We start from the raw sequence: 12,661 nt of genomic DNA on the forward strand, positions 1-12,661 counted from the left end.
GTCGCAGACAAGCCAAGGTCCGCATTCATGCTCAGCGCGGCGAATCCAACGCTCGTTCTGTCGATGTAGTTGAAGATGAAAGCGAGCGTCAGAAGAGGAAGCAACCGCCACGCGGTCTTCGATACGGCTTGCCGCTGAAGCTCCTCTTCGTCTGGCGAAATAAGCGTTGCGGGATTTGCGTGTGCTGCGGAAGTCATGGCTTGTCTCCGGCCGGATTCGAAAATTGGTTTGGTGGTGTTTTTGCGCCACCGCCATATTTACTATTTGATCTAAGAAACGCAATCAGAATAGTTTTGGAAGGTTGGCTTTGTCAATGCAAAAACGCAATTCAGAAAATCCGGAGATTGGCGGTGACGCTCTCAGCAAGGCGCCACGGGCCTCTTCAGCGCCTCTGATCGTTTACCCTTTAGAGCGGACCACGACCGCAATCACTCAAAATTAACCCGATCGATCGTGCGAAGAAAACGACGATTTGCTGTCATAGAAGGTTTTTATGTTTAAACAAACGCAAACACACCTAATGTCAGACTATTTCCTGCGCCAAGCAGCGACCCTATTCGACGCTCGCCACGCGCAGCATGAGGCGAGGTACGCCCCGGTTCGGCTTAGTCAAGGTCGGGTACGCGGTTGGGGCAAGTTGTCACTGGCCGAAAAAGGCAGGCTGAGCATCATCTCCAATCCGCGTTTCCCGAGACGCTCGAGACGCTAACAGCCGCCGCACGCCTGTCGCACAGTTGCGAGCACAACCCTTCCATTAGTTACGCTCGCGACGTGAACCTGCTCTGTGCTTGAACCACAACACGTCGATGCATGCCGGATCCTTACGACAGGTCGCTAAACAAAGGAGAGATGTGCCGTGACATCGCGACGATTTCGATTTGCTTCAAAATTCGGTCCATTAAATCAATTCAATTGTCCTTGGTGGATATCAGCCTAGTGCGCATATCCAGCGGCCGTTTCGGTAAGGCTTTTGCCTTTGGTTTCGGGCGCAAGCCACTGCGACAGTGCCGCTCCCACACCAGCGATCGCAGCAGCGATCAGCATGGTCCCTGATGCGCCAATGTGACTCATAGACCAGGGCAGAAGGAACGTGCCAAGACCTGCTCCAACACGACTGACGGCGGTCGCGAAGCCGGTACCGATGCCGCGAGCCTCAGTTGGAAAAACCTCGCCAGGGTAGATTCCGGTCAGCGTGTTGTATCCAGCGTTGAAAAAAGAGAAAACGAGGAACAACGCCAACACCGCGACGGGCGGAGCAGCAGTCCAAAGGCCGATGATTGCGAGGACTACGGTGCACAGCCACTGCGGCGGCACGGTCAGCGTACGGCGCCCGAGCTTGTCGATCAGGAGAACCGTGGCCACGACACCGGCCAGAGCAACTGCGGAGAGACCGATCCCGCCCGCGAGGCCACCACTGAGGCCGTATTTCTGGAGCACGCTGTCCGCGAATGTTCCAATCGCGAAGTAGGGTGTGACGGCGCAGAACCAGAACATCGACATGAAGAGCGTGGCTCGCCAGTACAGCGGCGAGAAGAGCATGCCCAGCTTCAGACCATTGTGGGTGCTGCATTCGCGCTCGACGTCAGCCGCATCGGCGCTCCTCATATAGCGGCGAGCAATGGCACGAGCCTCGTCTACGCGCTTCTGGTTCCACAGCCAGCGGGGCGACTCTGGCAGGCCAACCCGAGCGAAGAACAGGATCACCGCGATAAACGTGCTCGTACCCAGGATGAATCGCCAGCCGAGGTGTGTCGACTCGTTCAACGCAAATCCAACCGCATAGGCGACCATGAATCCGGCGTACCAGGCGACCAGCGTTACGCCCATAAGCCGCCCTCGTAGTTTGGCAGGCGCGAACTCCGACATGAGTGGCCAGCCGACCGAATATTCGGCGCCGATCGCGACGCCCATCATTAGGCGCACAATGAAAAGCTCCATCGGCGTGCTCACGAAGAACTGCATCGCGGAAGAAATCAGGAACAGCGCCATGTCCGCCATGAACATAGGCTTGCGGCCGTACTTGTCGGCAGCCCAGCCGCCCAGCGGGGAACCGAACAAGATGCCAAATAAAGCGCCCGCAGCGATCAGACCTTCCCAGAATGTTGAAACGCCAAGCTCGGCCGTTAGTCTGGATGACACCGGGCCGACGATTCCGAGGATATAGCCATCGAGGAACATGCCGCCCGTCAGGACGAAAATCATCCTCATCATGAAGCGCCGTTTGAACGCTAGGGACGTCTCGGCATTAACGATCTCACCGGTGGCGGTTAAAGGCTTACTCTGAAATGACATGGTATTTCCTCCTATTTTCATGCGACCGAAAACTGAATATTTATTCAGATCGCTCCGCATAACAGAACGTCTCGTTAAGTTGCAGCCATTTGTTCTGACACTATCGATCGTTGTACTTATGACTCGATATTTTCTGAGTCAGTGTCTAGAACAATGACGCGTTATTGTGAAATCGATCACGCTTCTAAAGCGCCCGAAGTTCCGCGTTCCGTGGAACGGCTCGGTTAGTCGATCGAACAGTGACTCATGATGCAAGCTACGACAACTCACACGACTATGACGGTCGCGTGTCAGCTGACGGGAAGCTGAATATCTCGGTAGGCTAGTCGCCCAATCTCCGGCTGGCGTGAGCTACTGATGTATTAAGTATCGAATCAGAGCGCGTTACCTGCATATAACTAATGGGGCAATTGCTATGATGTTGCTGCCACTCAGGGTATCCCCTTAAGCTACGATTCCCGACTTTCCTTCCAGCTTCCGATTATAAATACGGCCGTGCACAAACAATGTAATAATGCAATTAATCAACTCGAACATCAATTGATGATCACGAAGTCGGAGCTTGCATAGGGCAATGAGACGACCAGTGGAGCGCTCGTGTCCGCTGATTGATTGCCCCACGTATTGTCCGCTACGCTCCGTCCAAGACCTTATGTCGGGCTCCCCCATTTAAATTTGTCGTCATCGAGCGAACATTGACGCTGTCGATTCATATGTAAAGGGGTCAAGCATCGGCGGCAATGCCGCGACGCGAACTCTCGTCAGCTTCACTGATCGGATGGGCGACATCCGTTCATTTCAACCCCAACTCTCGGGGACAACAGGAGATACGACCGGGAAGAGTCGACCGACGACAGGGCAGCACGGGTTCAGCGCCGAAGGAGTCTTTTAGAGCTTTTCGCCCCTGCGCGATCCCGCACCGCCGATCGGCCATCGTGCGTGCTCAGGCTAATTGATATGTCGTCTTCACTCGCGTAAAGAATTGACGGGCGTAGGTTCCCTGCTCTCGCGGGCCCAAACTCGAGCCACGGTTTCCGCCAAACGGGACGTGATAGTCCACGCCTGCCGTGGGCAGATTGACCATCACCATGCCGGCAGACGAACGCCGCTTGAAGTCCTCTGCATATTTCAACGATGTTGTCACGATGCCAGCGGAGAGCCCGAACGGTGTATCCTCTGCAGCCGCGAGCGCCGCTTCGTAATCCGCCACTTTGAGGACAGCTAATACCGGTCCGAAGATTTCTTCTCGGTAGATCTTCATATCCGGCTGAACTTCGGTGAACAGTGCTGGTGAGAAGTGGTAGGCACCCTTTTCATTTTCCAGATGCTTTCCGCCACACATCAACGTTGCGCCCTCTCGGAGCCCCGACTCGACATAGGAAAGATTCTGCTTGAGCTGGCTCGGATCGACGACTGGGCCGATGTCGGTTTCGGGGCCACGCGCATCGCCTACACGAAGTGCGCGAGTGCGCTCGGCGAGGCGCTGAACGAAGGCATCGTGGATTCCAGCGGTCACGATCACTCGAGAGCTGGCCGTGCAACGCTGGCCAGTGGAATAGAACGAACCATTCAATGCCACTTCGACTGCGACGTCCAGGTCGGCATCGTCGAGCACAACGAGCGGATTCTTACCGCCCATTTCCAGTTGCACGCGGATCATACGTTCCGCGGCAATTTGGGCAACCTGGCGGCCGGTGGATTCGGACCCGGTAAACGTAATGGCGTCAATCGACGGCGAGCGCAGAATGGTGTCACCAACAACGCGTCCCGGCCCGATGAGCATATTGAAAACGCCGGCCGGCAGACCGGAACGCGAGATAATATCCGCGAGCGCCCACGCCGACGAAGGAACCAGTTCGGCCGGCTTGAACACGACGGTGTTACCGTACGCCAGGGCCGGCGCGATCTTCCACGCGGGGATGGCGAACGGGAAGTTCCACGGACTGATGACACCGATCACGCCGACTGGCTGCGTGAAGACGTCGACGCTCACGCGCTCTCGCACCGAATCGTACTTTTCGCCTTTGGCACGAAGCGCTTCCTGCGCATAGAACTTGAAGGAGTGGCCGGCGCGGTCGACCTCGCCCAGCGCTTCGCGCACGATCTTGCCCTCCTCCCGGGCGAGCAGTTCAGCGAGTTCCGCACGGCGCGCGAGGATCTCACTACCGATCCGATCGAGAACATTGGCCCGCAATTGTGGGCTGCTCGTACTCCAGTCGCGAAACGCTGCTTTAGCCGCATGGATGGCCTTCTCCGTTAACGCCGCGTCCGCACGTGCAAACCGGTCGACGATATCTGTGGGCTGGGAAGGATTGCGATTTTCGAGGATATCGCCGTGGCTGTCTGCTTCGACGAAGGCACCGTCGATAAAGCTGGTTTTGATGTCGGAGGTCATGCGGGTACCTTTTGAATAGCAAATTGAGGCGTCTCACCGTTCGCGAATTGCACGATGTTGTTGAGCGCTTTGTCGATCAGACCTTGCATGGCGTCTACGCTACTCCAGGCGACATGCGGGTTTAAAATAAAGTTGTCCAGATCAATAAGTTGAAAGATGGGATCCTGAGGATCGACCGGCTCATTCACCAAGACATCCAGCGCAGCGCCGCCAATCGTGCCGTTGAGAATCGCGTCGATCAACGCTGATTCATTCACAACGCCGCCCCGTGCGGTATTGATCAGAATGGCATCGCGCTTCATCTGGGTAAGTTCTTTCGCACCAAGCATGTCCCGTGTTTCAGATGTGAGCGGCACATTGAGTGAGATCACATCGCTGATCGCGAGAAGCTTCGCCATTGAAACGTACTCATCGCCTTTAAATTCACCGCCCTTGTCGTAGAACCACACCTTCATGCCCAGGCCTCGCGCCAACTCAGCCAGCCGACGAGCAATGACACCATTTCCGATGATCCCGAGCGTCTTGCCGCCAACATCGCGAATCCTGAAATCGAAATAGATATTTCGCGGAGGTTCTTCGCCACGATGTATCTTTTGCATCAAACGATGATAGCTCGAAGGCTTGCGCAGCAATTCGAACATCATGGCAATCGCATGCTCGGCGACAGTATTTGCAGCATATCCGGGCACGTTCGTCACAACGATGCCATGCTCACCGCAGTAGTCGAGGTCGACAATGTCTGTACCTGTCAACGCCAGCGAAATCATCTTGAGCTTGGGCAGTTGCCGGAGATGCTCGGCACGCAACGGCACGCTGCAGGTGAGCGCGATGGTCGCGTCTTGCAGTCGCGCCACTAGATCTTGCGGTGACGTGTAGTCATAGCTGGACCAGGTGTGTGCGAAAGGCAATTGAGGCACTTTCACCGAAGGCGCAATGCCTTCGTTGTCGAGAAATACGACGTGATGTGACATGGTCATCCTTTCGTAACGACTTTCTTCGGCGCGTAACCAGCAGGCGCCAGCGAGGTCAGGAAATTGGTCAGCGGATTCGCATCACGGTCCTGGTCCTCCAGTGATTCCTTGCGTACGAGGGCATCGCGCACCATGCGCGCGCCAAGGTAGCGGAATGGCTCGGGCGGCAGGAGTTTCATCTTCTGGTTGACCAGCCCACAATTGGCCCATTCATCGTTGGCCTCTTCGACCAGCGACTTAATGATGCGGCTGGCGAAAACCGTTGGGCCTACGCCGGCGCCGGAGAAGCCCACGCCGAAGACGATGTCGCGATGACCGCCGAGATAGCCGAAGTTGGGCAGCCCCTTCATGGCACGATCCAGCGGTCCTGTCCAACTGCTAACAATGGGCACGTCGGCCAGTTGTGGATAGAAGGAACGCATTTCCTTCGTGACGCCATCGATCGCCGGGCATGGCTTATCGTACAGATTGCCGATTCTCGAGGCGAAGGCGAACTGCCCCAGCGGCTTGCCGAACACAATGCGACCGTCCGGTGTGTTGCGCCAGTAGTTGAGCACAGTGCGCGAGTCGCTCACGCAGACGCCAGTCTTGAATCCTGTGGCGTCAAGCCGCGCCTTCATCGGAGCGGTTGCAATCATGTCGCTGGACATGACCACGAACATCCGCTTGAGTTCGGGAAATTGCGCGCTCCATGCGTTCATGGCAATGACCACTTTCTTGGCGCGGATCTGGCCGCGCTCAGTGTGCACCACCGGCGGCTTGCTGCGCTCCAGGCGGGTCATCGGCGTCTTTTCATAGATGCGCACGCCGAGCTCGATCGCCACGCGGCGCAGACCGCGGGCGAGCAGGGCCGGCTGCACGGTGGCGGCATTAGGGTCGAAAATGCCTGACAAGATGCGCGGAGAGCCGGATTTATACCTTGCCTCCTCGGGCGTCATCGTCTTGAACGGGTTGACGTCGTACTTTGCCAGGCTCTCAGTCAGCACCAGCCAGGAATTGTGCTGGCGCGGATTGCTTGCAGTCCACAGCCAACCGTCCTTGCGGAACTGGGCATCGATGTTGTGTTCGTGGCAGAATTCGCCGATTTCGTCGATCGCCGATTCTGCGGCCTCGCAAATGCGCCGCGCCTCGGCTTCGCCGCAAATACTCATCAGCGAAAGATATTTTGCCCACCAGTTATTGACGAAACCACCATTGCGCCCACTGGCGCCGGAGCCGCAGCGGTCCTTCTCGATTATCACGATATCCAGACTCGGATCGGCCTTCTTCATCCGGATCGCAGACCACATCGCCAGGTAACCGCCTCCAATGAGGCACACATCGGCTTGCGTCGTTCCTTCAAGTGCCGGCGCCAATGCACATTCACGATCCAGCGCCTGTGCATACCAGAAACCTCGGTACATATTTTTCGCCCTGATAGAAAATCAAACTGGGACCGATTTTCCTGCTGTCCAGATCACTGGGCTATCACGCGAAGGACAATTCTTAGAATGCGCCGTATTAGCCACACTAGGACTTTCCCTACGCCGGAATCGGCCGCGCTCGCTCGGCCCCGGCACCTATTGCCCCGCGACGTCATTGCGCGGAGGCCTTCGTGCCCTAATAAAATGACCGCCGAAACGCTGCAATTGCAAGTTGGCAGTAGTATTATATTTTTAGGTATATCTGCAACATACAGGACATCGACAACGTCGTACACTGCGAGCGCAGTTTGTACCGGAATCTCCGGAGATGAGCGATGGAACTAAAAGACGAAGACACTGGAGACGAGAGTCCAGAATCTGAAGATTTGCCGCCGACCAGGCCAGATCTTCGAGTCGGCTTTATTCTGATGAATCAATTCACGCTGGTTCCCGTAGCCGGCTTGGTAGATTCATTAAGATTTGCTGCGGATAAATCGTTTCGAAGCCGGCAGATTTATTGTAAATGGGATTGGATGACATGCAACGACCAGCCTATCGCTGCGAGTTGCGGCATGCCAATCCTGCCAACGAAGCCGTTGGAGCAGCTTGAATCTTACGATTACATCGTCCTTGCGGGCGGATTGCTAGGGGAAACGCGAGACCCGCCTAGCTGGCTGCTTGATGCGCTGCGCAAAGTACATGCGGCCGGCGTGCCAATAGTCGCACTGTGCTCTGGGTCTTTTGTGCTCGGCAGGGCAGGTTTGTTGGACGGCCGGCGATGCGCTATCCACTTCACGATCCGCGAGGAATTTTTGCAACGGTTCCCCTCGGCCACGGCGTTGGTCGACAAGAGCTATGTGGATGACGGAGGGATTATTACGTGTCCCGGCGGGACAGCTATCGATCTGGCCGCCAACATGATCCGCCGCCATTGCGGCGAGATTCGCGCGCAGAAGGGCCTCAAGTATCTGCTTGCAGACACGGCGCTTGAAAAGGCGCCAGAATCCCAACCCGACGCCGAGCCGCATGTTTACCAAAACGAAATTGTGTGGAAGGCGATTGCGTTCATGCGGGCCAACCTCGGCTCGACGGCGACATTGAAAGAGGTTGCAGACCATGCAGGTACCAGTCCCCGGCAGTTGAATCGCGCTTTCCTCAACAACACCAACGACGCGCCCGCAAATTACTGGCGAAAGCTCAGGCTCGAGCACGCGCGCAAGCAGCTTGCGGATACGAGCAGGAATGTCACCACGATCGCCATTGAGTGTGGTTTCTCCGATGCGTCGCATTTTATCCTCTGGTTTCGAAAGCAATACGGAGAGACGCCGTCGGCCTATCGGAAGCGTCGACATGAGGTGGAACGTCTGCTAGGGACGACGTGAGAAGGACTTGCAGCAATCGATAGCGCCAGCAGATCTGGCATGCGCGAGACGGAAAGGGATTCTGTTCGGCTGGCAATCCCGGTCCGAAAGAAAGGTCAAATCGATGTCTATCAGTCGCCGGACGTGTCCAAGCGCGGTTTGTAGCGCGTCGGTATGCAACGCCCCGGCAAACGCGTCTCAAATTGCAGCGGTGGCCCGCTGTTAGTTCTCGAACGCTGATCGCCGGTCATCTCTTTACCATGCTTTATGACCCTAATCTTTCTTGGGCCAAGCTATGCGAAACCTCCTAGTTAAACCGATTCTTATCGTTCTCACCGGCCGAACCTTTCCGTCAATTAGCCGATCAAATGGCGACTTCGACAACTGGATCGCATCGGGGCTCGGAGAAGGCGTGGAGTACTGCTGTCTCGATGCACGGCTTGCGCGCGAGCTTCCATCGCCGCTGGACTTCTCTGGGGTTATCGTGAGCGGTTCGCATGCGATGGTGACGGATCGGGCCCATTGGAGCGAACAGTTGGGGCAGTGGCTAAAAATTTGCGTTGAGACGGCGGTGCCTGTACTGGGGATTTGCTACGGCCATCAGTTGTTGGCCCACGCGTTAGGTGGACATGTAGATAATCACCCTGCAGGCATTGAGATTGGCACGAAAAGCGTCGAACTTCTGGAGTCGGCCTCTCGGGACCCCTTGCTTAAGGGCTTGCCAAAGAAATTTCCCGCGCATCTGGTGCATTGCCAGTCGGTGCTTGGGTTGCCCGATGGTGCGATATCGCTGGCCCGCAGCGAACACGATCTACATCAAGCGTTTCGATTTGGTCCATGCGCATGGGGCTTGCAGTTTCATCCGGAGTTCTCGACCTCTGCGATGAACGGGTACCTGGTTGAGACGTATGCGATCCACGAACGACGCCCCTCAGAGTAAGATGGTAGAGCGCGTGATGTGTGATAGCGAAGCGGGTCAGCGGAGATCTGCGGGCATCTTCCAGGGAAGCAGCGCGTCGTAGTCGTCGACGGTCTTCGCCAGAGGAAGGCACTGGAATAACCAGTGCAGGTAACGATAGGGATCGATGCCGCCGGCTTTGCACGTTTCGATCAGGCTGTAGAGGTTTGCACTTGCGTTTGCCCCCGCAACCGTGTCGCTAAAAAGCCATGAACGGCGCCCAACGACGAAGGGGCGAATCGCGTTTTCACAAGGGTTGTTCGAGATGGGCCAACTGCCGTTCTCGATATAGCGGATCAGCTTCGGCCACTGCTCGCGCAGATAGGTCAGTGCCTTTCCAAGCAAACTTTTTGGCACGATGCCGGGCGACTGCGCGAGCGCCAGGGCGTAGATGGCGTCGAGTATGCGCGTGCTGTATCGCCGTCGCAATCGCTGTCGTCGCTCAAGCTTCCATTTCTTAGAGCGGGCCTCCGCAGCGAACAGCTTGCCGATCAGCGTGATGAAGCGTGTCGCGAGCAGATCGGGGGAACGCGCGGCTTTCGGCACGTTCTCCTCGGCTTTGATGAAGTACCGTCTCAGGTGTGCCCAACATCCGAGGTGCACGAGGTCGTAGCGTTGAGCGATGTCGTTGTAGGGCTCGTAGCCGTCAGTTACCAGAACCGCGCCCTTGCGAATCCCCGCGAACAGCTTGTCGGCCAGCTTGGCGCCGCGTCCGGGTGTATAGCTGAAGCAGCGGATAGGGACGCCAGAGCCGGTCATCTGCGCCCAGAGGTAGCTCTTCGTTTGTGGTTTTCTCCCTTTCTCTTTCAGTACCTGGAACGTTGTCTCGTCGCAGTAGATCAGCTCTGCCTCGAGTAACGCATCGCGCATCAAGTTGATCACGGGCTGGGTCGCGAGGCCAACGCGAACCATGCTGGCGGCGATCGTGTTCGAAGAGATGTCGCCGCCGAAGCGACATAGCAAACCAGCCTGACGATAGAGCGGCATGCCGAACTGATATTTGCCGGTGGCAATCCATGCGAGCGCCGATTCGCTCAACAGTCCGCGCGGGATGATGCGCAGCGGCGCCGGCGTGACCTTGATGCCAAGATCGCAGCACGGACACGCATATTTAACACGCTGGTGTTGGATCACTCGGAGCTGCTCGGGGATCACATCGAGCTGCTCACTGATCTCCGCGCCTATCTCGACGAGCGCATGCCCATCGTTCGTGCAGAAGCGTTCGGCTTCGGGCAGTTCGTGTCGCACGACCTCGCGCGGCAGATTCGGATCTAGCGGCTTGCGATGACCGCGCCTCTTGCGCTTGTGCGCGGCGACCGTCGTCTCCGGCGTGTCTTCCTGTGCGGGCGCGCTGTTCGCGCCGAGCGTCTCGGCTTCGTTGAACAGGCTAGGTTGATTAGAATCTCGTGCTTCACTCTTGGCGCCGAACAGTTCGCGACGATAGGCTCGGAGGCGCTCCTCGGCGAGATCGCGCTCGGCCGTCACGAGCCGCAAAGCGCCGCGTAATGCCTCCTGTTCTTCTCGCAATGCACGAGCGGCATCGCGCTCGGCGAGCAACGCCTTCAACTCCTCGGCGGTGATCGTGACGTTGGTCGGCATCCCGCTTAGACCTGCACCCCGCCTCACTGTTCAGCTCACGCGGACATATTCTCGTTTTGGATGTCGTTGAATCGCGGTGATGTCATCGCCGTCGAGCAACGCGTGCAGCACGTTGGTCGTCATTGTCACAATGTCAGCCTTGTTGTCAGGCCATATGAAGTGGCTTGTCTCCAATCGTTTCAACAGGAGCCAGAAACCACTGCCATCCCAGCCGAGGATCTTTATCCGATCGCGGCGCCGGTTGCCGAAGATGTAAAGCGACGTGTCCATCGGATTCAGGCGCATCGACTGCTCGACAAGGATCGACAGACTGTTCATGCCGTAGCGGAAATCGACGGGATCGCGGTGCAAGTAGACCTTCAGATTTTCGTCGAACCGGAACACGGCATCCTCCCCAGAATCTGAACCATAGTCATCAACTCGTCGATGGTCGCGATTGCCCCGCCGAGTTCAAGCTCGACGCCATTCGGCAGACGCACATGCAAGGCCAGTGTCATCGATGGCGGTGTGGACGGCTGTGTCGGCGACGCTGAAACAACCGACACGAACGCAGATCGCTTTACCTTGACGGGGACGGGTTGATGCGAGCCGGGAAGATCGATGGCCACCCCATCAATCGACTCTTCGGGCCGAGGCAGGTTGCATTCGTCGTCGCCATTGTGCTGCGGCGGTGCCGAAATGCCTTTCTCGCGCTCCATCAGGTACTTCGCGATCCACTTGCGCAGCAGATTGGCGTTGATGCCGTGCTCCTGAGCCAGACCGGCGACTGATACTCCAGGACGAAGTGCTGCCTCAATCAAGGCGCGTTTACTTTTTTCGTCATAGCGGCGACGGCCATCGCTGCTGCGACGTACTACTGCCAACTCTGAGTCTATTCCAGTCATAGGTGTCCACCTCAAAATAGGTGGACACCTATGGTCCTCGCTACTGTCGCTCACTGCCAGACGTCGAATATCGACCGCTTACGTTGAGACCGCGGTGGCCGGTTCCAAGCCGACGACCAAAACGGGAGCCTTGCATACCGTCGTCGACCCAACCCCCGAAGCAGCGAGCCTGCTTAAGAGCTTCGCCGCGTTCGCTCAGGCCTATAACTGTGGCGAGACGACTTCCGACCAGCTGAGCAACCAACTACGCCCCGCAGTGCCCGATGTCCCGAGCGTATAGAAACTGCTTTGATGGGGCGTGGATATCAAGAGCGCCCAACCCGAGCGGGAAGGGTCAAGTTAGATACCTAAAGATGTCTAAAGTGGCATCGGTCTTCCTGATATGGTCCTGAATCTCATCTACAGACTCTTCGATCGATCCGACAATCGAGGTGTGACACAAGTGGACTAACAGTTGCCAATGTCACGCCTTCGACATACTTTCAAAGCACGAGGAATAATATGGAACAGCCTAAAGGATATTGGGTAATTCAATGTCAAGAAATAACCGATTCATCGGCTATGCAGAAATATGCAGAAGCCTGGATCGAGATTGCTAATGAATATGGCGCTAAGTTTGTTGCGGGGGGCAAGCAGACAAGTACGGTAGAAGGCCCGAATAAACCTCGCGTTCTTGTCGTAGAGTTTCGATCTTATCAGGTCGCGTTAGATTGTTATTATAGCGAGAAATACCAGAAGGCGAAGGAATTCGCACAGAAAGCGATGGAGCGCACATTTTCTATCGTCGAAGGCGTATAG

The 12,661-nt window shown here is 56.6% G+C and carries 10 protein-coding genes and 1 pseudogene; 3 read left to right on the plus strand and 8 right to left on the minus strand.

Annotated features, from left to right (window positions below; all coding sequences use genetic code 11):
* The 5 genes and pseudogenes from AWB80_RS44625 to AWB80_RS20110 all read right to left on the minus strand — a co-directional run.
* A pseudogene (locus tag AWB80_RS44625) lies at nucleotides 1–197 on the minus strand (MFS transporter); the annotation flags it as partial.
* A gap of 736 nt (nucleotides 198–933) precedes the next feature.
* Nucleotides 934–2,292, minus strand: coding sequence for an MFS transporter (locus tag AWB80_RS20095; RefSeq protein ID WP_061176430.1), 1,359 nt, complete (start codon nucleotides 2,290–2,292; stop codon nucleotides 934–936).
* Between the two features lie 943 nt (nucleotides 2,293–3,235).
* Nucleotides 3,236–4,675, minus strand: coding sequence for an aldehyde dehydrogenase family protein (locus AWB80_RS20100; protein ID WP_167390469.1), 1,440 nt, complete (start codon nucleotides 4,673–4,675; stop codon nucleotides 3,236–3,238).
* 8 nt (nucleotides 4,676–4,683) lie between these two features.
* Nucleotides 4,684–5,658: an NAD(P)-dependent oxidoreductase gene (locus AWB80_RS20105; RefSeq protein WP_061176432.1), complete on the minus strand. Its 975-nt coding sequence runs from the start codon at nucleotides 5,656–5,658 to the stop codon at nucleotides 4,684–4,686.
* Nucleotides 5,659–5,660: 2 nt separating this feature from the next.
* On the minus strand, nucleotides 5,661–7,061 hold the full coding sequence (locus AWB80_RS20110) for an NAD(P)/FAD-dependent oxidoreductase (protein ID WP_061176433.1): 1,401 nt from the start codon (nucleotides 7,059–7,061) through the stop codon (nucleotides 5,661–5,663).
* Nucleotides 7,062–7,396: 335 nt separating this feature from the next.
* Between AWB80_RS20110 and AWB80_RS20115 the strand changes: the two genes are divergently transcribed.
* Together AWB80_RS20115 and AWB80_RS20120 are read left to right on the plus strand one after the other, a co-directional pair.
* The gene (locus tag AWB80_RS20115; RefSeq protein ID WP_061176434.1) at nucleotides 7,397–8,443 is read left to right on the plus strand and encodes a GlxA family transcriptional regulator; all 1,047 of its coding nucleotides are present in this window, start codon (nucleotides 7,397–7,399) and stop codon (nucleotides 8,441–8,443) included.
* 274 nt (nucleotides 8,444–8,717) lie between these two features.
* Nucleotides 8,718–9,362 carry a glutamine amidotransferase gene (locus tag AWB80_RS20120; RefSeq protein ID WP_061176435.1) on the plus strand — a complete coding sequence of 215 codons (645 nt, stop codon included), beginning with the start codon at nucleotides 8,718–8,720 and terminating at the stop codon, nucleotides 9,360–9,362.
* A gap of 36 nt (nucleotides 9,363–9,398) precedes the next feature.
* On the opposite strand, the gene tnpC is transcribed toward AWB80_RS20120, so the two are convergent.
* The 3 genes from tnpC to AWB80_RS20135 are packed head-to-tail and all read right to left on the minus strand — an operon-like array spanning nucleotide 9,399 to nucleotide 11,863.
* Nucleotides 9,399–10,979, minus strand: coding sequence for an IS66 family transposase (tnpC, locus tag AWB80_RS20125; protein WP_061176436.1), 1,581 nt, complete (start codon nucleotides 10,977–10,979; stop codon nucleotides 9,399–9,401).
* A 30-nt stretch (nucleotides 10,980–11,009) separates the two neighbouring features.
* Nucleotides 11,010–11,363, minus strand: a complete 354-nt coding sequence (gene tnpB, locus AWB80_RS20130; RefSeq protein WP_061176437.1) for an IS66 family insertion sequence element accessory protein TnpB — start codon at nucleotides 11,361–11,363, stop codon at nucleotides 11,010–11,012.
* Complete coding sequence (locus tag AWB80_RS20135) at nucleotides 11,339–11,863, minus strand: transposase (RefSeq protein ID WP_061176438.1); 525 nt, start codon at nucleotides 11,861–11,863, stop codon at nucleotides 11,339–11,341. Before AWB80_RS20135 ends, tnpB begins: the two co-directional genes overlap by 25 nt.
* A 501-nt stretch (nucleotides 11,864–12,364) precedes the next feature.
* Between AWB80_RS20135 and AWB80_RS20140 the strand changes: the two genes are divergently transcribed.
* Nucleotides 12,365–12,661: a DUF1330 domain-containing protein gene (locus tag AWB80_RS20140; protein WP_061176439.1), complete on the plus strand. Its 297-nt coding sequence runs from the start codon at nucleotides 12,365–12,367 to the stop codon at nucleotides 12,659–12,661.

It is taken from the genome of Caballeronia pedi (assembly GCF_001544915.2).
Classification (GTDB): domain Bacteria; phylum Pseudomonadota; class Gammaproteobacteria; order Burkholderiales; family Burkholderiaceae; genus Caballeronia; species Caballeronia pedi.